A 24,459-nucleotide genomic window follows, 5' to 3' on the forward strand; every position below is an offset into this window, starting at 1 on the left:
GCCCGCGCCAGTAGCGCGTAGCCGCGCCGTCACCACCCCGTAGCTACCGTGCCCACCGGCCGCGCCGGTGGCGCGTAGTCGCTGCGCCCCGCCTCGCAACGCCGTCGCGCCGCTACGACACCACGCAGTTACGCCCGAGGAGCACCTTGAGATCGGAGAAGAAACGCGCTTCGGGTTTGACGTAAAACTCCTGACCCACCTGCACCACCGAGGTGCGCCCGGGGCGCTGGATATGGAGGCGTACCGGGGCGCTACCCGGGTAGGTGCGCAGCAAGTCACTCAGCTGCCCGAGCAGATCGCGGGTGCAGATACGTTCAGCCAGCTGCACATCCACGGGCGAATCCGGAAGCAGGTCACCGCTCGGGATTTTCATATCCTGGGCGGAAAGCTGGATATTGCCATCCCGATCCGAGACGCGCGCGGTAATAATCGCCACCTGGTCCGGGGCGAGCAGCCCGGCCACGGTCTGATAGGTAGCCGGGAAGAAGTTAATTTCGGTACTGCCCGTCATATCTTCCAGGACGATGGTCGCCCACATCTTCCCGTTTTTCTTGGAGATGCGCGGTTGGACAGCTGTCACGAGTCCGGCCAATGTCACAGTCCGCCCGTCCGTTGCGGCGTCGTCGTCCAAAAGACGCACCACCGTGGTATCCGCCGCACGGTCCAAAATATGTTCCATACCCGAAAGCGGATGGTCGGATACATACAGGCCGAGCATATCGCGCTCGAGGTTGAGCTTTTCGCGTTTATCCCATTCGGGAAGCTCGGGGATATCGACTTCCACCCCGCCGGCGATTTCCGAACCGCCGAACAAATCGAATTGCCCCACCGCTTCATTTTTCTTTAGGGCGACGACGGCATCTACCGCCTCGGCGACTTTGGAGAGCAAGGCGCGGCGGGTATAACCCATGGAGTCGAAAGCCCCGGCACGCACGAGGCATTCCACGCTGCGCTTATTGAGGACCTCGAGGGGGACCTTGTCGAGGAAGTCCTGGAAGGAGGTGAAAGCGCCCTTCTCTTCGCGGGCGCTAATAATGCCGTCCACAACTTTCGTGCCGACGTTACGCACCGCGGAGAGGCCGAAGCGGATCTCCTCCCCCACGGCGGAGAAATTCGCCAGGGATTCGTTGACGTCGGGCACGAGTACTTTGATGCCCATGCGGCGGGCTTCCCCGAGGTAGACCGCCATTTTGTCTTTATTGTCTTTGCGGGAGGTGAGGAGGGCCGCCATGTATTCCACCGGGTAGTGGGCTTTCAGGTAGGCCGTCCAGTAGGAAATCACGCCGTAGCAGGCCGAATGGGATTTATTGAACGCGTAGGACGCGAAGGGCTCCATGGTGCCCCACAGGGTTTTCACCGCGTCCTTGCTAAAGCCCTGGGCCACCATCCCGGCTTCGAAATCGACGTACATCTTGTCCATGACGTCTTTTTTCTTCTTGCCCATGGCTTTACGCAGCGAATCTGCCTGGCCCATCGTGAACCCGGCCACCGTCCGGGCGATCTGCATGATCTGTTCTTGATAGACGATCAGGCCGTAGGTGGGGGCCAGAATCGGTTCGAGGATCTCCTCCAGCTCGGGGTGGATCGCCTCGATTTTCTGCAGCCCGTTCTTCCGCAGCGCGTAATTGGTGTGGGAATTCATCCCCATGGGGCCGGGGCGATAGAGCGCGGAAACCGCGGAAATGTCCTCAAATTCCGTGGGTTTCATCTGCTTGAGCAGGGTGCGCATTCCCGAACCATCCAGCTGGAAAATACCGAGGGTATCGGCATGCTGGAGCAACTCGAAGGTGCGCTCATCATCGAGGGGAACATTATCAATATCGAGCGGCTCTTTATTATTCGCCACGATATTTTCCAGGGCGTCCTCAATGGTGGTGAGGTTGGAGAGCCCCAGGAAGTCCATTTTGAGGATGCCGAGGTCCTCGCATTCGGGGTATTCGAATTGGGTGATGACCGCGCCGTCGGCCGGGCGTTTCATCACCGGGATCACGTCCGTGAGCGGCACGGAGGACATGAGGATGGCGCAGGCGTGTACGCCCCACTGGCGGGTGAGGCCTTCAATGCCCTGGGCCAGGTCGAAAACGCGTTTGGCATCCACGTCGGTGGAGACCATATCGCGGAATTCCCCGGCTTCCATATAGCGGGAATTCTTTTCATCGAAAACGCCGGAAAGCGGGATGTCTTTGCCCATAACCGAGGGTGGGAGGGCCTTGGTGAGGCGTTCGCCCATTTCGAAGGGGTAGCCGAGCACTCGGGAGGCGTCCTTGAGGGCCTGCTTCGTTTTAATGGTGCCGAATGTGACCACCTGGGAGACTTTGTCATGCCCGTATTTATCTTCCACGTAGGCGATGACTTCCCCGCGGCGGCGTTCATCGAAGTCCACGTCAATATCGGGCATGGACACGCGTTCCGGGTTGAGGAAACGTTCGAAGAGGAGGCCGTGCTCGATGGGGTCAAGTTCGGTGATATGTAGCGCGTAGGCCACCATGGAGCCGGCTCCGGAGCCACGCCCCGGCCCCACCCGGATGCCGTTACGTTTGGCCCACAGGATGTAATCGGAGACCACGAGGAAGTATCCGGGGAAGCCCATCTGCACAATGACTTCCACTTCGTAATTGGCGCGCTGGCGCACGTGATCGGGAATATGCTCCCCGTAGCGCGAATGCAGACCGCGTTCTACTTCCTTAATGAACCAGGAGGTGATGTCCTCCCCGTCGGGCACCGGGAACACCGGCATGTAATTGGCGCCTTCGGCGGCGGTAGTGAAGGAAATATTGCAGCGTTCGGCCACCATCAGGGTGTTTTCCATCGCCCCGGGCAGATCCCCGAAGAGCTTGTACATTTCCTCGGTGGAACGCAGGTGGTAGCCGTGCCCGTCGAATTTGAAACGGTTGGGATCCTGGAGGGTGGAGCCGGAGTTAATGCAGAGCATGGCGTCCTGGACGGAGTGATCCTCCGCGCGCACGTAATGCGAATCATTGGTGGCCAGCAGCGGCGCATTGATTTTCTTCGCGAGTTCGAGCAGGTCGTTGCGGGTGCGCCGCTCGATCTCATTATCGTGGTCCATGATTTCCACGAAGTAGTTCTCTTTACCGAAGATCTCCTGCATGCGCCCGGCGGCCTCGAGAGCTTCGGCGTGCTGGCCCAGCCGCAACCTGGTTTGTACTTCCCCGGAGGGACAGCCGGCGGTGCCGATAAGGCCTTCGTGCAGTTCCTCAAGGAGCTCGATATCCATGCGGGGCCATTTGCCCATTTGGCCTTCCAGCGAGGCGCGCGAATCGAGCCGGAAGAGGTTATGCATCCCGGTGTTATTGGTGGCGAGCAAGGTCATATGGGTATAGGCCCCGCGCGCGGACACATCATCGCTGCGCTGTGATTCATCCCCCCACAGCACCCGGTTGCTCGAGTACCGCGAGGTCCCCGGGGTCATATAGGCTTCCACCCCGATAATCGGTTTGATACCGGCATCCTTGCAGGCCCGGTAAAACTCGTAGGCACCAAAACAGTAACCGTGGTCGGTGATGGCCAGGGCGCTTTGGTTTTGGGCGACAGCCTGCGCCACCAGCGGCTTGATTTTCGCCGCCCCGTCCAGCAGGGAGTATTCGGTATGGGTGTGGAGGTGAACGAAATCTGAGGGAGCGGCCATGGGGCCTAGTCTATCCAGCGCTCACTACCCGCGCCATTTCCCGGTGCCAGATGCGCGCGTCCAGGAAGGGTGCGCGAGCGGTGAGTTCGTAGCCGAGGGCCCGGTAGAAGCCGATTTTCTCCTCCTGGGCGTCGAGGACGATCCGCACCTGCCCGGCGTGTCCAAATTCGCGCAGCGCTACCTGGGCCGCGGCCTCACACAGGAAGCGCCCGACGCCTAGCCCGCGGGCGGCGCTGGTCACGCACACCCGCCCCAGATGTACGACGCCTTCGGTGGTTGCGTAGACTCGCGCGGCACCTAATGCTTCACCAGCATTATTTTCGACGACGACGTGGTGGGCGCGTTCGTCGATATCGTCAAGTTCTTCTTCTAGCAGTACGCCCTGTTCCCCGCAGAAAACCTCGATACGAAGGGCGCGGGCCCGCTCCAGGTCTCCCTCCAGCCAGCGCAGCTGGGTGGCGCCGCGCTGCGGCACAGTGGTATCTGGCGCGGCAGGCGGCGGGACGGCGGGGCGCGGCGCGCCGTGCAGCGGTGCGCCGTCGTGCGCCGTCGTCATGAAAAAACTCCCGCACGCATGCGCTCAAGAGCGGTGGCGAGGTCCTCCGGGTAGGGTGCCTCGAATTCGCGCCAGCTGCCATCGGGGTGCTCAAAGCCGAGGCGGGTGGCGTGCAGCCACTGGCGGGTGAGCCCCAGGGTTTCGCTCAGGCCCGGGTCGGCTCCGTAGGTGGCGTCCCCCACGCAGGGGTGGCCGAGGGCGGACATATGCACCCGGATCTGGTGGGTGCGCCCGGTTTCCAAGTGAACCTGGAGAAGACTGCCGCCGGCCATGGCTTCGAGGGTGTCGTAGTGGGTGATGGAATGGCGCCCATCCGCCCGCACCCCCATTTTCCACTGGTGGCGCGGATCGCGCCCGATGGGGGCGTCCACGGTGCCGGAGAGCGGGTCGGGATGCCCCTGCACGAGGGCGTGATAGATCTTTTCGGGAACGCGGTTGCGGAACTCATCCTTGAGTAGCACGTAGGCGCGTTCTGATTTTGCCACCACCATGCACCCTGAGGTTCCCACGTCTAGCCGGTGCACAATACCCTTGCGTTCGGCCGGTCCGTAGGCGGAGAGCTGCACCCCGGCGTTCATGAGGGCGCCCAGCACATCCGGGCCGGTGAAATTGAGGGAGGGGTGGGCCGCCAGGCCGGCCGGTTTATCCACCACCACCAGATCGGCATCTTCGTAGAGGATGGGGATGGTGACATCTCCCCCGCGCGGGGCAACGGTGCGCGGGGTAGGAATATTGATTTCCAGGATGCTCGGCGCGCGCAGCCGGAGGGATTTCGCTACCGGGTTGCCGTCCAGGAGGACATCCCCGGCATCGATGAGGCGTTGCACTTCCGCGCGCGAGAGGCCGGTCAGGCGTGCGATGGCCGCATCGATACGAGCTTCGTTAAATTCTTCCGTGACCGGGTAGGTCCGCCACATGCTACTCGCCTCGCTCCGGCTTTCCGGGTGTGGGCATGGAGGCTGATGCGGATACGGAGCCGGAGTCCGCGCTGGCTCGAGCTGCGCCGTCGTTCATAAAGAACGCGACAGCGATCATGATCACGGCCCCGGCCACCAGCGCAATATCGGCCACGTTTCCCACGAACCAGTCGAAGTAGGCGATGAAATCGACCACGTGCCCGGCGAAACCGCCCGGCTCGAAGAAGATCCGGTCGATGAGGTTGCCGGCCGCGCCGCCCCACATGAGGGCCAGGCCCACGCCGATCCAGCGGTGCCGTACCCGTGCTGCGAGGACGGGGAAAACCGCGAGCACCACGACAAGCGCGATGGCGGTAATGACGCGGGTGGAATTTGCCCCCAGTGAGAATGCTGCACCCGGGTTGAAGACCAGGTGCAGCCCGAGGGCATCCCCCACAATGGCGATGCGCTCCGTTTGGCTGAGGTTAGCGATGGCCCACTGCTTCGTGAGTTGGTCGATGGCCACCACGGCCAGCGCCCCCACGAGGATGAGGAACCACGAGGTGCTTCGCCTCACCATACGCACTAGTTACGAGCTTCGGGTTCCTGCGCGCCAGAATCGACGTTGGCGAGCAGCGTCTCCAGGTAGCTGTGCAGGCGCGTGCGATAGTCACGCTCGAAGTCACGCAGCTCGGAGATCTTGCGCTCCACCAGGCCGCGTTCCTGCTCCAGCTGGGCCAGGGTGCGGTTCGACTGGGCTTCGGCATCCTCGATGATCTTGGCGCTGCGGGTTTCCGCATCCTGGATCTTCTGGGCCTTCTCGGTTTCACCGCGGGCCACGAGTTCTTCGTAGGTCTGCTGCGCCATCTGAAGCACGGCGGCGGCCTGTTCCCCAACGGTGCCGGTGGGCTGAGCGAAGGACGCGGTGGTTGTGGCCTGGTCCGGCGCTGCGGGTTCTTCACCCGAACCGTTCTGGAGTTCGGTCACGCGCGCTTCGGCGACGGTGGCGCGATTCTCCGCTTCCTGGAGCTGCTTCGACAAATCGACGATGGTTTCGTAGATCGCGTCAAGGAATTCGTCGACCTGTACCTCGTCGTAACCGGTCTCCGCGGTTTCCGGGCGCTTAAAGCGGACATCCATGACATCCTGTGCCGTGAGCATTGCCATTTCTCACCTCAAGTAGTGTAACGAAACTGTGTTAAGAGCACGTGGCTGTGTTATGAGCACACGGCTCTCGGATAAAGCCTACCTCATCTGGGCGAACTACGAGACAAAGATACGTAAAATTATCCCATTGAGGATTTGAAGCACGATAAAAACAACGATGAAACCGATGTCAATCGCGATGCCTCCCAGCCGCAGGGGCGGGATGATTTTGCGCACCAGATTGAGAATCGGGTCCGTGAGTGCGTAGACGATATTAACGATAACGAGAAGGGCGCCACTGGGGCGCCAATCACGCGCCGCAATGGTCACCAGATCAATAATCACCCGCGCGAGCAGCACCAGAAGATAGATGCTGATGAGGGTGGAAAGAATGATTCCAAGTACTGCCATTAGAACGAATCACGCGACTCCGGGCGCTGGTTTTCCATGCGGACGGTGCGCGGGGTCATGAGCAGGACGTCCGCGGAAATCTTATTGAGATCCCCGTGTAGCCCGAAGCAGATCCCGGTGGCGAAATCGACAATGCGATTGCGTGCAACGTCGTCGGCTTCCGCCAGGTTGATAATGACGGGCAGGCCGTCGCGGAATTGTTCGGCGAAGCCCCGCACCTCGGTGAAAGAACGCGGCTTGGCGGTGATGATGCGGGCGATGTCCACGGGCTGCTCCACAGCGTGAATTTCGCTGACGGGGCTTTCCACTTCGGCCTCGTAATCATCTTCGTAGTAATCGGCGTCGTCCTGGTAATCCAGGTACTCGTCGTCGTTAAGCGTTGCCTTGGAGACAAAACGCTGGAACATTCCCATAGCAGCCAACCCTTCTCGCTGTTCTCGTTTTACGTTAGGCGACGCGCCCGGCCTTGTCAGCACGGCGCGCCGCGGGGGCGTTGCCGGCGGTTTCGATGCACGGCGCTTCGGTACCCACCGGTGCCGTGCCCGTTAGTGCCGTTCCCACTAGCTCAGTGCCCACCGGCGCCGTGCCCGCAGGTCGCGGAGTGACGTCCACCGCGATGACGCCGGCGAAGCGGCCGGTGCGCGATGCACGTCGGTAAGAATAAAAATCTGGATCTTCGCGGGTGCACTGAGGACTGACGTGGATCTCACGCACACCGACGGCGCGCAGCTGGGCGGTGAGCCCGGCCGCGATATCGAGGGAGGGCGTGCCCCAGGCGGTGCGCCCGGCAGCTTCGGGGATGCGCGCCGCGACGCTGGCACGGAGCTCCTCGGGCACTTCGTAGCAGCGCCCGCAGATGGACGGGCCAAGGTAGGCGATGAGGTGCTCCGGCCCGAGGGCGCGCGCCGCGGCCGGCCCGATACCGGCCTCCAGCCCGCGCCGGCCCACGTGGACGGCGGCCCCGGCGGGGCGATCCTGCGCCACGAGGAGCAACGGGAGGCAATCGGCCACCATGACCACCGCGGCAGCACCCCTCGGTACCGGTGCGGCGCCCGAGCTAAGCGGGATGTCAATGAGGAGGCCGTCGGTGCCGGGGGCCACGAAGGTGCCGGCGGAAGTCAGAACGCCGGCATCTTCAAGGTGGTCCCCGTGCACCTGGTCCATATAGACGGGGCGCTGCCCGATGTGCTCTGCGAGGAGAGCTCGGTTGTGCTCCACGGTGGCGGGGTCATCTCCGACGTGGTGGGCCACATTGAGGCCCGCAAAAGGAGCGCGGGATACCCCACCGGCGCGGGATGTGAATCCCGCCCGGATGCGGCCACCGGGCACGGAGATATCCGCCACCCACTCCACCAGCGCGCTACGAGTCATTGATGCCTGAGTTTCCTATGCCCTGTGTTTCCCTTAGTTTTCGAGCTTTTCCGGGGTTTCCCGCAGTTTTCCTAGTTTTCCTCGAAGAGGAAGGAGGGGATATCCAGATCGGAGCGCTGGGGTTCCTCCACCCGCGGCGGGATGGCGCGGTGAGTTCCCGGGCGCTGCGCAGCCGGCTGCGCTTCGGGCTGGGCAGCCGGATAAGCCGGGCTGGCCACCGGGTGGGCCGGGCTCGCCACGGCTTCGACTTCCGGTTCGGATTCGACCGGGGCGAGGTCCTCGATAGGTTCCACGGTATCGTGCCCGGCGGGCACGCCATCCATCTGCAAAAGGTGGTCACGTGCCTCATCGAAGCCCGCGGCAATCACCGTCACGCGCACCTCGTCGCCAAGGGATTCATCGATAATCTGGCCAACGATAATATTCGCGTTCGGATCCACCGCTTCCTTGACCATCTTGGAGGCGGAGGCGAGCTCCTTCATACCGAAGTCCGCACCGGCCAGGAAGGAAATAAGCACGCCGTGTGCACCGTCGATGGAGGCTTCCAGCAACGGGGAGGAGATGGCGCTCTCGGTAGCGCGCACCGCCCGATCTTCCCCGGAGGCCGAGCCGATACCCATGAGGGCGGTGCCCGCGTCCTTCATAATGGCCTTGACGTCCGCGAAGTCGAGATTGACCAGACCCGGAATGGTAATAAGATCCGAAATTCCCTTGACGCCCGAGCGCAGCACCTCATCGGCGAGGTGGTAGGCCTCAATAATGGTGAGGTCTTCTTCGGCGATCTCCAGCAGGCGATCATTGGGGATAACAATGAGGGTATCCACCGCTTGGCGCAGTTCCGCGATACCCATGGAGGCGTTATTGGCGCGCTGGGCGCCTTCAAATTCAAAGGGGCGGGTCACGACACCGACAGTCAGCGCTCCCAGATCCCGAGCCACCTTGGCAACCACGGGGGCGGCACCGGTGCCGGTCCCCCCGCCTTCACCAGCAGTGACGAACACCATATCCGCGCCTTCGAGGGCGCTTTGGATAACTTCCACGTTTTCTTCCGCGGCGCGCTTACCCACCGAGGGATCCGCGCCCGCTCCCAGGCCCTTGGAAACCTCGCGGCCAATATCGAGTTTGGTTTCCGCTTCGGATTTCACCAGGGACTGCCCGTCGGTGTTAACGGCAATAAATTCCACACCGGCAAGTCCGTCTTGAATCATACGGTCAACAGCGTTGACACCGCCCCCGCCGACCCCGATGACTTTGATATTGGCGGCGTTATTGACTACGGCCATGAGTTTTCCTCCCGAACCTCAAGTAAAACTTGAGGTTTTTCGTTCCTGACTTCGCGGAAAAGATAGTAGGTGAATGACAACGGTGCAATTCCCCGCGCTGGTGTGTTGCGAAGTAGTTTGCTCTGCTGGATCGAAATCGAGTGGAACGATGCTGCAGCGGGGCGTAACGGTGCGGGAATTGCGTGGAACGGTGCGCGAATCGTATGGAACGGTGCGATGGCGCCGTGGAACGGTGCGGTAGCCGAGTGGTTCAGGATCAATGAACGACGACGGCAGTGGGCTCTGACACGTCGTACACCTGGCCAGGAACGCTAATCACGGTGGCCAGTGCTGCCGCTTTCAGATCGGAGCGCTGAGCATCCCCCCAGATCACCTTCTGCCCGGAGTTGAGATCGAGTCCGACCCGCCCGCTATCGCTCACCGATACCCCGGCTACCTGAGCCCGCACATCGTCCTTGAGGCTGGCCAGCACATCAAGGGCGATGCGAATACCCGGGCCGTCGCTACCGTCCTCGGAGCGAGTGGCCGGCCCGGGGCTCAGGCTCACGCGCGGGAGGCTGGCTTCCACCTCGGGGAGGACCGGGAAGCTCACGCCGTCCCGATCCATGGCGGAGCATGCTCCTTTGCCCACCAGGCAGGCCACCGGTTCACGCACGGTGAGGGTGACCTCGAGTCCGTGGAGGTAGCTGCGGCGCAGCTGCGCTTCTTTAATGGGTGGGAATTGGGTGCTCAGGTCAGTGGCGAGAGCTTCGGTATCCAGGCGTGGGAGCGGGATTCCCGAGCGTTCGGCGAGGGCGGCGGTGACGTCTTCCGCCGTCACCGCCGCGTTCGCGGGGATACCCGAGACGGTAATATCGCTGGCCCGCAAAGCCAGCAGCGGGCTAAAGAAAATCACCCAGGCCAGTGCGGCAAGCGCGGCGAGTACCGCACCAACCACCCCGAGGCGCCGCCAGCGTACCCGGCGTTTCTCGGAAGCTTTTTCTTCGAGGCGCTCGTCCAGGGATACCGTGGTGGTGCTCCCTAGGTCGGCTAGCGGGGCGTCGCCGTCGTCGTACACCACCGGGGCGGTGGCTGCGGTGGGAACGTAGGTGATCTCCGCGTGCGGATTGATATCGCGCGCGGAGCGGCGCCGGGATGGTTCTTTCACCGCGCCGTCCCCTCCCCCAGTGCCGCCAGGATCTCGGGCCCCAGCGCGGTCACATCACCAGCCCCCATGGTGAGAAGCAGATCTCCCGGCTTCGCGCTTTTTGCGAGCACCCGCGCGGCCTCGTGTTTATCGGCAATAAAATGCCCGGCGTTTCCCATGCGGGAGGTGATCATATCGCCTTCGATACCGTCGAAGGGCGTTTCGCGGGCCCCGTATACGGCGGTAACAATGGCGGTATCGGCCAGTTCGAGAGCGGTGGCGAAACGATCCGCGAAATTGCGGGTGCGCGAATACAGGTGCGGTTGGAAGAGAACTCGCACGCTGCCCTGCCCGGCCTCGGCGCGGGCGGCGCGCAAGGTGGCTTCCACTTCGGTGGGATGGTGGGCGTAATCATCGAAGAGTCGCACTCCCCCAGCCTCGCCGCGCAGCTCAAAACGCCGCCCCGTTCCGGTAAAAGCCGCCAGGCCGCGCGCCATATCCGCCAGGCTCACGCCCAGTTCCAGACCGGCGGCGGCCGCCCCGGCCGCATTGAGTTCGTTATGGGATCCGGGAACCTGAAGGGAAAGCGGGGCGCGGCTTTCCCCGCACCGTAGCGCCCCGTCCTCGAGGGCCACGTGGAATTCCACGCCAGGGAGCGGGGCGCCACGCCCGTAGCTGACCACCCGGATACCTTCGCTCACCGCTTGAGCGCCCAGGCGGGCCGCACCTGCGTCGTCGCCGCACACGATGAGGAGCCCGCCGGGCACGATGCAGCGCGCGAATTCCGCGAAGGCTTCTTCGAAAGCTTCCCGGCTGCCGTAATGGTCGAGGTGATCGGGTTCGACGTTGGTGACCAGGGCGATACGGGGCCGGTAGTTGAGGAAGGAAGCATCGGATTCATCGGCTTCGGCAACGAGAACCTTCCCGGTGCCCAGGTGGCCTCCGGAGCCGTGCCCGCGCACGCTCCCGCCAATCGCCCAGGACGGTGCCTGACCGGCTTCCTCCAGTGCCACCGCCAGCATTGCCGACGTGGTGGTTTTCCCGTGCGCTCCGGCGACCGCCACGAAATCGCGATCCCCGCTCGCGAGGGCGAGGGCTTGGGAACGGTGGATGACGCGGGCACCGAGCTGGCGGGCCCGCGCGAGCTCGGGGTTATCTTCCCGGATGGCGGAAGAGACCGCCACGAGGGTGTCGGCGCTGAGGCGTTCCGGTTCCGTTCCGATCCACAGGGTGATGCCGGAATCTGCCAGGCGCTCCGTGGTGGCCGAGGCGCGGGCGTCGGATCCGGTCACGGTCCAGCCTTCGGCGTGGAGCAGATCGGCGATTACGCTCATGCCTGCCCCGCCGATGCCGATGAGATGGATATGTGTCACCTGAGAACCTCCTCGATAAGATCGGCGAGCCGGGCCGCGCCGTCGGCCGGGCAGATGGCACGCGAAGCCTGGGCCATGCGGGTGCGGGTGGACGCATCGGTGACGATGCCCAGTACGGTGCTCACCGAATCGGCAGTGAACTGGGAATTGGGGATGAGCAGCGCCCCGCCGGCAGCCACGACGTCCGCGGCGTTGCGCGCCTGTTCGCCGTTGCCGATAGGAAGCGGAACGAAGACCGCGGGGATACCCAAGGCCGAAACTTCCGCGACGGTGCCGGCCCCGGCGCGGCACACCACGGTGTCGGCCACCGCGTAAGCGAGTTCCATTTCTTCCAGGTAGTCGAGCACGTGGTACCTGGGGATAGTGGCGGCGGTGCGCTGGGCCGCGGCGGCTTTACCCCGCCCGGTCAGATGGAGTACCTGCACGCCGGCGGCGGCGCAGCGGGGGGCGGCTGCGGTCATCACGTCATTGAGGTGGGCAGCCCCCAGGGAGCCCCCGGTGACCACAAGGGTAGGTAACCCCGGATCCAGGCCGAGGCGCGCCGCGGCGGCGGTGCGTGCTGCTGCCCTATCGGCGCTGGCTAGAGCCGCGATGGCGGGGCGTAGCGGCAGCCCGACGGTGCGGGTGATGCCGCGCGCGGCACGCAGCGGTGTGGAGGGGAAGGTGAGGGCGACGGCGGCCGCGCCCCGTGCCCCGAGTTTATTGGCCAGACCCGGTAGCGCGTTTTGTTCGTGCACCACTACCGGGATGTCGGCCCGGCGTGCCGCGGCGTAGACGGGGGTGGAGGCGAAACCTCCGAAACCGACAGCCAGCTCGGCTCCGGCCGCGGTGAGGATACGGCGGGCTTGGCGCACTGCCCTCGGGAAAGCCACGGGGAAACGTAGCGCGTCCCTATCGGGACGGCGCGGGAACGGTGCGCGTTCCACGGTGGCGAAATCGAAGCCGCTGGCGGGAACGAGGTCTTTTTCCATACCGGTGGCGGTGCCGACCACGAGGATACGGTGCCCGCGCCCGGCGAGTTCGTGGGCGGTGGCCAGTAGTGGATTGACGTGCCCGGCGGTTCCCCCGCCGGCGAGCACTAGTGTCACGAAGTCCTCCTGATAACTGCGCGCACCCGGCCCGCGAGTGAGCTGGAGCGCCGGAACGATTCTTTCACGCCCGGGACCGCCAGGGCTGCCGCCACGCAAACTCCCACCGCCATGAGGCAGGAGATGACAGAGGAGCCGCCCTGACTCATAAAGGGCAGCGGCACTCCGAAAACGGGCAGCAGGCCGGTGACGACGAACATATTTGCCACGGCCTGTCCGCATAGCCACAGGGTGGCTCCCCCGGCAACGAAACGGCCGAAACGGTGCGGGTGGTACATGCAAATGGTAAGAAGGGCGTAGCCGATGGTGCCGAGCAGCACGATGACGACGGCGCATCCGAAGAAGCCGAGTTCTTCTCCCACCACCGCGAAGATGAAGTCGGTATGTGCTTCGGCGAGGTTCCCGGGCCATTTTTCAATTCCGGTGCCCAGGCCGGAGCCGCCCGGCCCCCCGGAGCCGAAAGCCCAGAGCGCGTAATCAGCCTGGGAGGGTGTTTGCCCGGTGGGAAGCGTGAAGAGATTTTGGAAGAAGTCTTGGATGCGGGTGATGCGCGACCGGCTGGAGAAAATAAGCACGACGACGAGGAAGAAACCCAGCGCCCCGCTGATAAGGAAATAGCGGCCCGGGAAACCGGCCATCCAGAACATTCCCACGCCGATGAGGAGGAAGATGAGGGCGGTTCCCATATCGCCGCCCACGAGCACCGCGCCGATGGACGCGCCGGTGATGGCAATGGGGCCGCTCCAATCGGAGAGTTGGAAGTGGGCGCCTTGCACCATGCGCCCGAGCACCGCGGCCAGGGCCACCACCATGGCGAGTTTGAGGAATTCGGAGGGCTGGAGCCGGATGGGGCCGAAGGCAATCCAGTTGCGGTTACCGGCAACGGAGGCACCCATCGGGCTGAGCACGAGGAGCTGCAAAAGGATCCCGAAGCCGAGGGCCAGGCCCCACAGGCGCTGGAAAACAGCGAGGGGAATACGCGCGCAGATCACCGCCAAAACGGTGCCGATAGCGGCGTAGGCCATCTGGAGGTAGGCGGAGCGGAACAGGTTGGGGCCGTCTTCGTATTCGGCCCGTACCGCCCCGGGGGTGATGGCGGAAAACACCATGAGGAGCCCGAGGAGGGTGAGAATCGCGGTGGCCACCACGAGAAGGAGGATGGAACGGTGCATGACGTTGCGCACGCGTTCCTCCGGGATACTCGGTGCCTGCGGCTTCTCGGTCCGCTCACGCATGACGTGCCTCCGTGGCGCTATCCGGTGCACCGTTATCCTGCACCGTCGCCTCCGTCGGGGCACCGGCGCCCGCCGAAGTGCTGCCCGCTTCCGGGGCAGCGTCCCCCGTTACAGCACTACCTTCCGACGGGGCGGGCAGGGCGCGCACCGCCGCGGCGAAGCGGTCACCGCGATCCGCGTAGGAGGTGAATTGGTCCATGGAGGCACTGGCGGGAGCCAGCATCACGGTATCCCCCGCCTGTGCGTAGCGCGAGGCAGCCAGCACCGCGCGCGCCATGGGTTCGGAAGCCGCCGGATCGATATAGGTGACGGGGAGGTTTGCTCCGTCCAGCGCCGCGTGCCAGGGTTCTTGGTTCACGCCAATAACGACGACGGCGCGCAGCTTGTCCCGCACCTGTGCCACGAGGGATTCAAAGCGGGCGCCCTTGGGTTGCCCGCCCACGATCCACACGCAGGTTCCCTCCGCCAGCGCGGAGACGGAAGCGAGGGCGGCGTGGGCATTGGTGGCTTTGGAATCGTCCACGTAGCGCACCCCGGCACGTTCAGTCACCGTCTCAATACGGTGGTGGCCCGGGCGCATATGCTGGAGGCCGGCGCGCACCACCTCCGCGGGAATATCAATGGCCCGAGTGAGCGCCACGGCAGCCAGGGCATCCCAGATAAGGTGGCGCGGCAGCGCCGCAGTCGTGGGAGCCAGCTGGGCGACGTCGTGCAACGAAGCGATCTCCACGGCGCTAGTCCACCGTTGCTTCCCGTAGGCACGGTCCACAATGAGGCCGTCCACGATGCCGATCTGCCCGACGGCGGGAATGCCGGTGGTGATGCCGATGGCGCGCGCGCCTTCGCGCACGTCCGCGTTATCGACCATGCTCTGGACGGTGCTATCACCCACCGGGTATACCGCGGCGGTGCGCACATGTTCGTAAATACGGGCTTTCGCGGCGGCGTAGGCGGCGCGGCTGCCGTGCCATTCGAGGTGGTCGTCGGCGATATTGAGGCAGATACTGGCGGCCGGCTCCATGGTGTGGGTGGTGCGCAGCTGGAAGGAAGAAAGCTCCAGGGCGAAGGCACGCGGGGCATCCGGGCCGGTGGCGCTCACGGCGGTGACGGCGGGATTGCCGACGTTCCCGATGGGTTCGGCCCCCAGGTGCGCGGCGCGCAAAATATGCGCCGCCATGGTCACCGTGGTGGTTTTGCCATTGGTGCCGGTGACGGCGAGCCACGGGGCGGCGTGCCCCGCACCGTCATGGGTGCGCAGGCGCCAGGCCAGTTCGATTTCAGACCACAATTCGATACCGTGGTCGGCGGCCGTCGTAAAAAGCGGGCCGATTTCGGGTATGGCGGGTGCGGGGATAATAACGTCGGGCCGCCACGCCAGCACTTTGCGTGCCAGTTCGGCAGGGGTCGGGTCACTGCCGCCAGTATCCACGGGGAGCGCGGTGACCGCCCCGAGCTTAGTGATATCGGCGTCCCATACGCTCACGCGTGCCTCGGTGAGCTCGGTCAGTGCCCGCGCGCAGGCCCGCCCTGATTTCCCTAAACCGACGACGGCGATGCGGCGCCCTGCCAGTTCCGCCCCGCCCGGATGTTGCCACTCACTCATCTTTGCATCAACCACTCAGCGTAAAAAATACCCAGGGCAATAAAGCCGCACAGGGCTTGGATCACCCAGAAGCGCACCACAACCGTGACTTCGTTCCACCCTTTGAGTTCGAAATGGTGGTGGATGGGCGCCATGCGGAATACCCGTTTTCGTGTCATTTTGAAGACGCCCACTTGGACTACGTCGGAGATGACTTCTAGCAGGTAGAGCCCGCCGATGAGCACGGCGAGGAATTCGGTGTGGGTGTAGATGGACATCCCCGCGAAGACGCCGCCCAGGGCGAGGGAGCCGGTATCCCCCATGAAGATTTGGGCCGGCGAGGTGTTCCACCAGAGGAATCCGATCAGTGCCCCGACGAGGGCCACCGCGATGATATTGAGATCGCGCGGGTCACGGATGGGGTAGCACCCGGGGGCGGCGTCCACGAGCCCGTAGCAGGGGTGGTTGCTTTGCCACATAGTGATGAGAGTGTAGACCCCGAAAGCGATGATGGAGGCACCGGTGGATAGGCCGTCGAGACCATCGGTGAGATTGACGGCATTGGACCAGGCGGTGATAAGGAAATTCGCCCAGATAATGAAAAGGATAATGCCGACGGCGGTACCGGCGAAGGCGAGACTCAGGCCGGTATCGCGCACGTGGGAAATGCGCATCGATGCCGGGGTTCGGTTGTTTTCATCCGCGAACATGAGGGAAAGCACCGCGAAGGCGACACCGACAATCCCCAGGCCGGCGATTTTCGCCCAGGGGGTGAGCCCCAGGCTTTGTTTGCGGGAAATCTTGGTGAAATCATCGGCGAAGCCTACGCCCGCCATGCCGATCATGAGGCCGAGGAGGAGTATCCCGGACATGCCCGGGCTGCGCCCCGCCCCGATATTGCCCACCAGGTAACCGATAACAACCGCTGCCACGATGGCCAGGCCTCCCATGGTGGGGGTGCCGCGCTTGACGAGGTGGGAGGTGGGGCCGTCCTGGCGGATGAATTGGCCGAATTGTTTGCGCACGAGGAAACGGATGAGAAGCGGGGTCCCGAATAGGGTGACGAGAAGCGAGACCGCAAAAGCGATAATAAGCGCGAGCACTATTCCCCCTTGAGGCGGGTGGCGATATGCCACACGCCCGAACCGTGCGAACCTTTGATGAGGAGTGCCCCATCCTCATTGAGCATATCGGAGAGCTCCGCCTCGGCTTCTTCCCACGCGCCGACGGCGCGGGCGGTGATACCGGCGTCACGGGCTGCCTCGGCGAGCGCCGCCATCTGGGGGCCCACCGCGATGAGGAGGCTCACCCCGGCGGCTTCCAGGGCCGGAAGGAGAGCGAGGTGTTCTTCCCGCGAGGCAGCTCCGAGTTCGAGCATATCTCCGAGAATTGCGGCTTTGCGCCCGCTTCCGAGCTGTCCGAGCGCGGCGATGCCGGCGCGCATGGAATCCGGGTTGGCATTGTAGGAGTCGTCGATGATGAGGGTGGAGCCGCGGCGGAATACATCCATACGGTGGGCGCTGGCGGGTCCGCTGGATAGCCCCGCCACGATGGCGGGCAGGCTGACTCCGGCGGCGGCCGCGGCGGTGGCCGCCGCGAGCGCGTTCATGACCTGGTGTTCTCCCACGAGTCCGAGGTTGACAGTAGCTGCGCCATCGTTCATATGGAGCGTGAAACTGGCCCGACCGTCGCTTCCGAGGGTGATGTCGCTTGCCGTCACGTCCGCCGGATGCACGCGCCCGAAGGTGCGTACCCGGCCGCTCGCGACCTGCCCGGCCATGGCCGCCACTCGCGGATCATCGGCGTTGAGGATGGCGATGCCGTCCTCGCGCAGGCCTTCCACGAGTTCTGCCTTGGCGCGCGCCACGTTCTCAATGCCGCCAAATTCGCCCAGGTGCGCGCGGGCCACCACCAGCACCACGGCGATATCCGGGGGCGCGATAGAGGTGAGGTAGGCGAGGTTGCCAATATGGTCGGCGCCCATTTCCGCCACCAGGGTGGCGGTGTTCGCGCCCACACGGAGCACCGTGAGTGGTAAGCCGATTTCGTTATTGAGCGATCCGGGTGGGGCAACCACATCCCCCCGTTCCCGGCATATGGCGGCGAGAAGATCCTTGGTGGTGGTTTTCCCAACGCTGCCGGTCACCGCGATAACCCGCAAGTCGGGGTTGACGTGGCGGGCCAGCTCAAGGTTGTGCCGGGCCAGGCGTCCGAGCGCAGCGGGAATATCATCGACCACGATAATGCGTTCAGCTTCGGCACCGCCGGCGCGGGCGGCCTGGCCATCTTCGGTGAGAATGAGGCTGGCCCCTGCCGCGCGCGCCTGGCCGCTCAGGGTATTCGCGTCCACGCGCGCGCCTTTCACGGCGGCAAAAAGCGCACCGGGCGTGATGGCGCGGGTATCGATAACCGCCGCGGTGACCTCGGTATCGCACAACGGTGCGAGCGCGGTCCCGCCGACGGCGGCGATAACCTCCGCGGAGGACATGGAAATCATTGCGTGTCTTTCTCTTCTTGCGTGTTTTTGTCGAGGACGATCCGGTTAGTACGGTCAGAACAATCGCCCCGGTCAGCGCGGTCAGTCCAGCCAGCACTGTCGGCACGGCCACCCCGGCCAACGGAGCTAGCGCGCTCAGCGAGCGCCGCCCGCGCTACCTCGCGGTCGTCCAGCGGAATGTTACGCCCCCCGGCCACCGGTTGATAAGTTTCGTGCCCGCGCCCGGCCAGCAGCACGGTATCCTGCGGTGCCGCCTCCCGGATGGCAGTGCGCATGGCGGTGGCGCGATCAGCGATGTCCACGATGCGGGCGGGGCTGTGCGCGCTGCGGGCCCCGTCCAGGAGTGCGGCGCGGATCGGTGCGGGATCTTCTTCGTGCGGATCGTCGTCCGTGATGTAAACGACGTCGGCCAGTTCGGCGACCGCCCGGCCCATCTCGGGGCGCTTGTCCACATCGCGCTCCCCGGCGCTTCCGGTCACCACGATGAGCTGACCGCTGGTGGTGGGGCGCAGAGCATTGATCGCTAGGCGCAGCGCCGCGGTATTATGCGCAAAATCAACGACGACGCGCGGCGCGCTACCCACCACTTCCATACGACCGGGGACTTGCGGTGTGAGCCCGGCGCCTACTACGGCGCCAACCGCACCGCGATCCGCCCCGCTTTCCAGCACCATGGCCACGGCGAGCGCCGTATTGGCGATATTGAAATCTCCGGGCAGGCCGGTGCGCACCGTCAGCTCCCAGCCGTTGCTATGAGCCAGGGTGAAGGAGGTGACGGGGCCGCGCTCGATATCGCGCACCTGGTACCCACTCCTGCCCTCAAGTTGAGAGAACACGGCGAGGGCCACAGTGGGCACCTCGGTTTCCCTAGCCAGGCGCCTGCCCCACTCATCATCAACGGTGATAACCGCCCGCCGTGAGCATTCCGGGGTGAAGAGGCTGCGTTTGGCCTGGTAGTAGTTCTCCATGGTGCGGTGGTAATCGAGGTGATCCCGGGTGAGATTAGTAAATCCAGCCACGCTGAAGACCACGGGGCTGGTACGGTGCTGGGCCAGCGCGTGGGAGGAGACTTCCATGGATACATCCGTCCCGCCCCGTTCCACCAGGAGGGCGAGCAGTGCTTGCAGATCCGCGGGCATGGGCGTGGTTAGATGCGCCGGGGCACACAGGTCCGCAATTTTTGTTTCCACGGTTCCCACCAGCCCGGTGGTGCGATCCAGCGCGGTAAGCAGGCCGTCCAGGAGGTACGTCGTCGTCGTTTTTCCATTGGTGCCGGTCACCGCGAAACTCCGCAGGTGCTCGGCCGGTTCCCCATAAATGCGGGCCGCAATGGCGCCCAGGTGCGCGGCCGGATCCTCCACCACGAGGAGCGGAAGCTCCACCCCGGCCTGCGCAATAAGAGCGGCCCCGGCCGCGTCGGTGAGGATAGCGCGTGCGCCCCGTTGCACCGCCTGGGGGGCAAAGCGCGCCCCGTGGGCGTGAGCGCCGGGCAGCGCGGCGAAAAGCGCCCCCTCATGCACCGCGCGCGAATCTGCGGTCACGGAAGTCACGGTGGTCTGCGAGGCCTCGCAACCGGCACCGTCCACCTCGGGAAGCGCGAGAAGCTCGCGCAGCGCCACCGGACGCACCTGCGGAAGAGGGAATTCGTCACTCACTAGTTGCCTACCTCCGATGAGAACCACGGATATTTGAAGAGGGGGACGGTGCTGGGCGGGACACCCAGGTGCCGCATCGCGAAGGGCGCGAAGTTCGCGAAAACGGGCACCGCCGTATCCCCACCGTACCCGGCCCCAGCCCCGCCGTAGACCGCTATCGCCACCGCAATCTGCGGGTCTTCAGCCGGGATGGCCGCAATAAAGGTACCCACGCGGCGGGTGAGGTTTCCGTTAGCGTCCGGAACCTGGGCGGTGCCGGTTTTTCCGGCCACGTTGTAGCCGGGGACTTTCCCGCGCCATCCGGTGGATTGGTTATTGGTGACCGCCTGCATCATATTCATCATGGTGCGTGAGGATTCCTCGCTCATGACGCGGTGGCTTTCCCCGGGAACGGTGGGAGTGGTGCGCCCGCTGGCGTCGGTGGTGGAGTCCACTACATGGAGCGGGATATAGACTCCCCCGTTGGCGATGGTGGCCCCGATCTGCGCGAGTTGCACGGTAGTGGCCGCCCAGCCCTGCCCGAACATGGTGGTGTAGCGGTCACGCTGGCCCCACTGCTCCGGCGGGCGCAAAATTCCGCTCGATTCGGCCGGTAATTCAATCCCCGTGGGGCTTCCCAGCCCGTAACTGCGCATATAGTCATAGCGCACGTTATCGTCCACGGTGTCACCGATCTGGACGAGCCCGGTGTTATAGGACTGGGCGAGAATCCCCGCCACCGTCATCCCCTGGGTAGGATGCGGGTCGTTATCGGAAATGCTTTCACCGTTGGGCATGGTGATAGTGTCCGGCACCGTGAACTGAGTGAGCGGGGTGACGGTGCCGGTATCGATAGCCGCCGTGAAGGTGGGGAGCTTACCGGAGGAGCCCGGCTCGACCGGCGCCTGCACGGCGCGCGAACCCCAGGAATCCGGATTCGCTTCCTGGAGACGCGAAGGGTCAGGGGCGTGGGAATCGGCCAGGGCAAGCACCCGCCCCGTCCCCACTTCGATAACAACGGCGGCGCCCCAATCCGCGGCATTGGCGTCCACCGAAGCATCAAGAGACTCCATGAGGGCGTTTTGCAGATCGCGGTCGATGGTGAGTTTCACGCTCGCACCATTGACCGGATCCACGCGTTCGGTTTTCCCATTCGGTACGACGGCGCCGCCTCCGGCGGTTTGCACCGTCAGGCGCCCATCGGTGCCAGAAAGCGCATCATTGAAAGTGCGCTCAATCCCCGCCTGGCCGGTGGGCACCGGATTATCCGCAGTTTCCCCCACGTAGCCGAGCACATTTCCGGCCACCGAACCATTGGGGTACTCGCGTTTCATGAACTGCTCGGGTTCGATTCCCGGAATTCCCAGCGCGTTGATTTCCCGCCATTTTTCGGGGGAAATATCCCGGGCAATATACACGAAAGTGGATTTCTTCTCACCGCCCAGGAGGGTGCCTCCCAGTTCCGCCCGATCCACGCCGAGCAGGGGCGCGAGTACTTTCGCGGCTTCTGCCGCCCCGGTGCCTTCCACGATGAGCTGGTCATTGGCATCCAGGACGTAGTCCCCGTTGTCATCGGTTTGGTAGTGCCGATAGGAGCCGATGAGATTCTGATTGACGCCCACGTTATAGCGCTCCACGGAGGTGGCGAGAACCGCCCCGTTAGCATCCACAATATCGCCCCGTTTGGCCTGCAGGGTGTAAGTACGGGTGCGGAAAGCATCCGCCGAGGCAGCCAGGGCATCGGCGCGAATAAATTGCAGGTCGATGAGCCGTACCCCGAGGATCCCCAGCGCGAAGAAGAAGATAATCGCCATGGTGCGCACGCGCCGTACGTGCGGCTGCGCGGCCTTCCAGCGGCGGGCTAATTCCTTCATGCGCTTGTCCTTCGTGTCACTCCCCCGGAATCGGAGCAAGAATTGTAGCGGACCCCAGGTCCATGTGCTGAACGTCCGTGGCGGGGACGAGGCCGAGGGCCTGCGCGCGTTCCTTGAGGCCTTGCGGAGTGGAGGCCCCCACCACTTCATCCGTGAGGGTGGACTCCACCGATTGCGCGACCGCCAGCTCCTGCTTGACGGAGCGGATTTCGTACGCCGTGCCTACCATACGCGTATTAAGCGCGAAAACTGTGGCAAACGCGCCGAAGAAGAGGGCCAGGCAGATGATCACGGTGCCGAGGAAGCCACGGTGCGCCGCCGGAGTGGGGATAAGCGTCAGCTCGGGACGCCCCGAGATGACGGGACGGGTACGCGGCGCTGCAACAACGTGGGGCTGTGCGCTCATAGCTGACCTCCGGGGCGAATTTTCTCGGCCGCGCGTAAGCGAACGGAGGCGGAACGAGAATTGCGGGTGATTTCTTCTTCATCGGCTTGAATAGCTCCTCGGGTGAGGAGTTCCAGCCAGGGTTTATGTTCTTCAAGTTCAACGGGTAAGCCCCTGGGGGCTCGGGAGGTGGCGCCGGCGGCAAAGGCCCGTTTCACCAAGCGGTCCTCGAGGGATTGGTACGCTTCGACGACGATGCGCCCACCCACCCGCAACGTGGCGAGGGCTGCCGGCAGGGCCCGTTCAAGCGTTCCAAGTTCGTCATTCACCGCGATACGCAGGGCCTGGAAGGTGCGCTTGGCGGGATTCCCACCGGTGCGCCGCGCCGGAGCGGGAATCGAGGAGCGCACGATCTCCACCAGTTCTCCGGTACGGGTGAGCGGGGCACTGGCGCGCCGTTCCACAATGGCGGTGGCGATGCGATGGGCGAATTTTTCCTCCCCGTACTCGCGCAGAATCCGGGTGAGTTCCCGCACCGATGCGCCCGCGAGGATATCCGCGGCGGTGCGCCCGACCTGGGCGTTCATACGCATATCGAGCGGAGCGTCATGGGAGTAGGAGAACCCGCGCTCGGTTTCATCCAATTGCAGGGAGGACACTCCCAAATCCATGAGGATTCCATCCACGGGGCGATTGCCAGCTGCCGCGGTTACGTCGTCGTACGTGGTTTGGACGGGGCGGAACCGCTGCCCGAAACGGGCCAGGCGCTCCCCCGCCAAGGCGATGGCGGCCGGGTCGCGGTCGATTCCGATGACGGTGAGGTTCTCGAAACGCTCGAGGAAAGCTTCGGTGTGCCCGCCCATCCCGAGGGTGCAGTCAATGAGGACGGGAGTGGGAACCTGGAAGGCGGGAGCGAGGAGCTCAATGCAGGTGTCCACGAGCACCGGGGCGTGCAGCGCGTTCCCAGCGGCGCGCGGCGCGCCCGGGGTGCGTGCTGTCTCCATCCTGTGCCCTTCTCATTGCGGCGCCCGCGATAGTGATCCCCCGCGAGCGATCTGAAGCTGGGGAAGTGCCTCAGAGCTCTCGCGAAAGACCGCCACCGCGATCACGCGATTCCTAGAAGAGGCCGGGAATGACCTCTTCCTCCCTATCGGCGAAAGCCGATTCTTGATCCTCTAGGTAGGCCGCCCACGCGGCGCTATCCCAGATTTCGACCCGGTTGCCCGTGCCGATAACCGCGAGGTTGCGATCCAGGTTCGCGTAGCTACGCAACATTGCCGGGATGGTGATCCGCCCCTGCTTATCAGGGATGTCATCCACGGCGCCGGAGAGCAGTACGCGGGTATACGACCGCGCCTCTTTGGACGTCAAGGGGGCTTTAGCCAGGGTCTGCTGCAATTCCACAAAATCCGCGAGTGGGAAAACGTAGATGCAGTGTTCCTGACCGCGCGTCATCACCAGCCCGCCCTGGAGCTGGTCACGAAATTTGGCGGGCAGGATGATTCGGCCTTTGTCGTCCAATTTGGGCTCATACGTGCCGAGGAACATCTACCGCACCCCCTCTCGTGGCGCTTGCCTCCACTTTACTCCACTTTCCTCCACCAGTTTGCCACGGCGGGGGTATGTCGCGCTAGTGATTCCTAGAAAAGCGCGCCAGAACACGGAAAAACGAGTGGAGGGCTGGTGGAGTGTGGTGGGGTGATCAGTGGTGAGTAATTCGTGGTGTAGGGCGCAGGAACGGTGGAACCTGGAGGGCGCGGGGCGGTTGGCTCGCTTCGTGGAGCACCGTGGATGGCCCGGCGCGCCCCTGCCCGGCGGCGCCGTCGTACCTAAAAAAGAAAAAGAAAAACGGTGAGAGGATCGATATCCTCTCACCGTTATGGGTGCTGAGTTTGAGCTACCAGCCGAGCCGGCGCTACCGCAGTTTCTAGTGTTCGCCGCGGCGGCGCTTTTCCCAGATTTCCTGCTGGCGCCGCATAAAGGACGATACGCCACCCGGCCCGGACGACGTTGGCGCCCCGCCACCGCCGGCAGGCACCGCCACTTTCTCCGTGTGCACGCCCGCGAGCGCGTACCACACCGAGGCGAACATAATAATGACGCCGAGCAAACCGAGCCACCACATCTTAGGTGCGGAAATCCCACCGATAAGAATGGCGATGCCCGCGACCAGCCCGAGAATCCCCAGTACGAGATTGCGCACGGACAGTTGCCGACTGATGGCTTCCACTTCCGGCGCAGCGGGCTTCATATTACGTGCGAAGCTGGGATCCTCGTTGGTGAGCTGCGCTTCCAGCTCCGCGAGCATCTTCTTCTCGTAGTCCGATAGGGCCACTGTGCCTCCTTGTTAATGTAC

Annotated in this window: 22 protein-coding genes; all 22 read right to left on the bottom strand. The window is 64.2% G+C overall.

All coding sequences use genetic code 11. The features are described 5' to 3' along the window. Positions 1-112: 112 nt before the first annotated feature. Entirely contained in the window at positions 113-3,646 is a 3,534-nt protein-coding gene (gene dnaE, locus ACRQFC_RS02715) for a DNA polymerase III subunit alpha (protein ID WP_435734641.1), read from the bottom strand. Between the two features lie 10 nt (positions 3,647-3,656). Then, positions 3,657-4,202, bottom strand: coding sequence for a GNAT family N-acetyltransferase (locus tag ACRQFC_RS02720; RefSeq protein WP_284896772.1), 546 nt, complete (start codon positions 4,200-4,202; stop codon positions 3,657-3,659). Further along, positions 4,199-5,119 (bottom strand): RluA family pseudouridine synthase, encoded by a 921-nt coding sequence (locus ACRQFC_RS02725; RefSeq protein WP_087070936.1) that lies wholly within the window; start codon positions 5,117-5,119, stop codon positions 4,199-4,201. The genes ACRQFC_RS02720 and ACRQFC_RS02725 overlap by 4 nt, the downstream gene beginning before the upstream one ends. A gap of 1 nt (position 5,120) precedes the next feature. Next, positions 5,121-5,678 carry a signal peptidase II gene (gene lspA / locus ACRQFC_RS02730; RefSeq protein WP_284896771.1) on the bottom strand — a complete coding sequence of 186 codons (558 nt, stop codon included), beginning with the start codon at positions 5,676-5,678 and terminating at the stop codon, positions 5,121-5,123. Positions 5,679-5,683: 5 nt separating this feature from the next. Next, positions 5,684-6,265 (bottom strand): DivIVA domain-containing protein, encoded by a 582-nt coding sequence (locus ACRQFC_RS02735; RefSeq protein WP_016442554.1) that lies wholly within the window; start codon positions 6,263-6,265, stop codon positions 5,684-5,686. Positions 6,266-6,361: 96 nt separating this feature from the next. Beyond that, positions 6,362-6,655 carry a YggT family protein gene (locus tag ACRQFC_RS02740; RefSeq protein WP_016442553.1) on the bottom strand — a complete coding sequence of 98 codons (294 nt, stop codon included), beginning with the start codon at positions 6,653-6,655 and terminating at the stop codon, positions 6,362-6,364. Beyond that, on the bottom strand, positions 6,655-7,062 hold the full coding sequence (locus ACRQFC_RS02745) for a cell division protein SepF (RefSeq protein WP_284901209.1): 408 nt from the start codon (positions 7,060-7,062) through the stop codon (positions 6,655-6,657). Before ACRQFC_RS02745 ends, ACRQFC_RS02740 begins: the two co-directional genes overlap by 1 nt. 40 nt (positions 7,063-7,102) lie before the next feature. Further along, a complete protein-coding gene (locus ACRQFC_RS02750; protein WP_284896769.1) occupies positions 7,103-8,026 on the bottom strand; it encodes a purine nucleoside phosphorylase YfiH/LACC1 family protein in 924 nt (307 codons plus the stop codon). Between the two features lie 71 nt (positions 8,027-8,097). Next, positions 8,098-9,309, bottom strand: coding sequence for a cell division protein FtsZ (ftsZ, locus tag ACRQFC_RS02755; RefSeq protein ID WP_284896768.1), 1,212 nt, complete (start codon positions 9,307-9,309; stop codon positions 8,098-8,100). 256 nt (positions 9,310-9,565) lie between these two features. After that, entirely contained in the window at positions 9,566-10,456 is an 891-nt protein-coding gene (locus ACRQFC_RS02760) for a cell division protein FtsQ/DivIB (RefSeq protein WP_284896767.1), read from the bottom strand. Further along, the gene (gene murC, locus ACRQFC_RS02765; protein WP_407933838.1) at positions 10,453-11,769 is read right to left on the bottom strand and encodes a UDP-N-acetylmuramate--L-alanine ligase; all 1,317 of its coding nucleotides are present in this window, start codon (positions 11,767-11,769) and stop codon (positions 10,453-10,455) included. Before murC ends, ACRQFC_RS02760 begins: the two co-directional genes overlap by 4 nt. A 35-nt stretch (positions 11,770-11,804) precedes the next feature. After that, entirely contained in the window at positions 11,805-12,896 is a 1,092-nt protein-coding gene (murG, locus tag ACRQFC_RS02770; protein ID WP_284896765.1) for an undecaprenyldiphospho-muramoylpentapeptide beta-N-acetylglucosaminyltransferase, read from the bottom strand. Beyond that, positions 12,893-14,131, bottom strand: a complete 1,239-nt coding sequence (locus tag ACRQFC_RS02775) for an FtsW/RodA/SpoVE family cell cycle protein (protein WP_284896764.1) — start codon at positions 14,129-14,131, stop codon at positions 12,893-12,895. The genes murG and ACRQFC_RS02775 overlap by 4 nt, the downstream gene beginning before the upstream one ends. Further along, positions 14,124-15,734: a UDP-N-acetylmuramoyl-L-alanine--D-glutamate ligase gene (gene murD / locus ACRQFC_RS02780; protein ID WP_284896763.1), complete on the bottom strand. Its 1,611-nt coding sequence runs from the start codon at positions 15,732-15,734 to the stop codon at positions 14,124-14,126. Before murD ends, ACRQFC_RS02775 begins: the two co-directional genes overlap by 8 nt. Continuing rightward, positions 15,731-16,816 carry a phospho-N-acetylmuramoyl-pentapeptide-transferase gene (mraY, locus tag ACRQFC_RS02785; RefSeq protein WP_016442544.1) on the bottom strand — a complete coding sequence of 362 codons (1,086 nt, stop codon included), beginning with the start codon at positions 16,814-16,816 and terminating at the stop codon, positions 15,731-15,733. The genes murD and mraY overlap by 4 nt, the downstream gene beginning before the upstream one ends. Beyond that, a complete protein-coding gene (locus tag ACRQFC_RS02790) occupies positions 16,816-18,210 on the bottom strand; it encodes a UDP-N-acetylmuramoyl-tripeptide--D-alanyl-D-alanine ligase (protein ID WP_284896762.1) in 1,395 nt (464 codons plus the stop codon). The genes mraY and ACRQFC_RS02790 overlap by 1 nt, the downstream gene beginning before the upstream one ends. Then, positions 18,207-19,865: a UDP-N-acetylmuramoyl-L-alanyl-D-glutamate--2,6-diaminopimelate ligase gene (locus ACRQFC_RS02795; RefSeq protein WP_284896761.1), complete on the bottom strand. Its 1,659-nt coding sequence runs from the start codon at positions 19,863-19,865 to the stop codon at positions 18,207-18,209. The genes ACRQFC_RS02790 and ACRQFC_RS02795 overlap by 4 nt, the downstream gene beginning before the upstream one ends. Then, the gene (locus ACRQFC_RS02800) at positions 19,865-21,718 is read right to left on the bottom strand and encodes a peptidoglycan D,D-transpeptidase FtsI family protein (protein WP_284896760.1); all 1,854 of its coding nucleotides are present in this window, start codon (positions 21,716-21,718) and stop codon (positions 19,865-19,867) included. The genes ACRQFC_RS02795 and ACRQFC_RS02800 overlap by 1 nt, the downstream gene beginning before the upstream one ends. A gap of 16 nt (positions 21,719-21,734) precedes the next feature. After that, positions 21,735-22,124 carry a cell division protein FtsL gene (ftsL, locus tag ACRQFC_RS02805; protein WP_026428577.1) on the bottom strand — a complete coding sequence of 130 codons (390 nt, stop codon included), beginning with the start codon at positions 22,122-22,124 and terminating at the stop codon, positions 21,735-21,737. Continuing rightward, positions 22,121-23,107, bottom strand: a complete 987-nt coding sequence (rsmH, locus tag ACRQFC_RS02810) for a 16S rRNA (cytosine(1402)-N(4))-methyltransferase RsmH (protein ID WP_284896759.1) — start codon at positions 23,105-23,107, stop codon at positions 22,121-22,123. Before rsmH ends, ftsL begins: the two co-directional genes overlap by 4 nt. A gap of 112 nt (positions 23,108-23,219) precedes the next feature. Further along, positions 23,220-23,651 (bottom strand): division/cell wall cluster transcriptional repressor MraZ, encoded by a 432-nt coding sequence (gene mraZ / locus ACRQFC_RS02815; RefSeq protein ID WP_026428575.1) that lies wholly within the window; start codon positions 23,649-23,651, stop codon positions 23,220-23,222. A 379-nt stretch (positions 23,652-24,030) separates the two neighbouring features. Continuing rightward, positions 24,031-24,438, bottom strand: a complete 408-nt coding sequence (locus tag ACRQFC_RS02820; protein WP_087070950.1) for a DUF3040 domain-containing protein — start codon at positions 24,436-24,438, stop codon at positions 24,031-24,033. Positions 24,439-24,459 lie beyond the last annotated feature (21 nt).

The sequence above is a fragment of the Actinotignum inguinis genome, from assembly GCF_051265835.1.
Taxonomy (GTDB): Bacteria; Actinomycetota; Actinomycetes; order Actinomycetales; family Actinomycetaceae; genus Actinotignum; species Actinotignum timonense.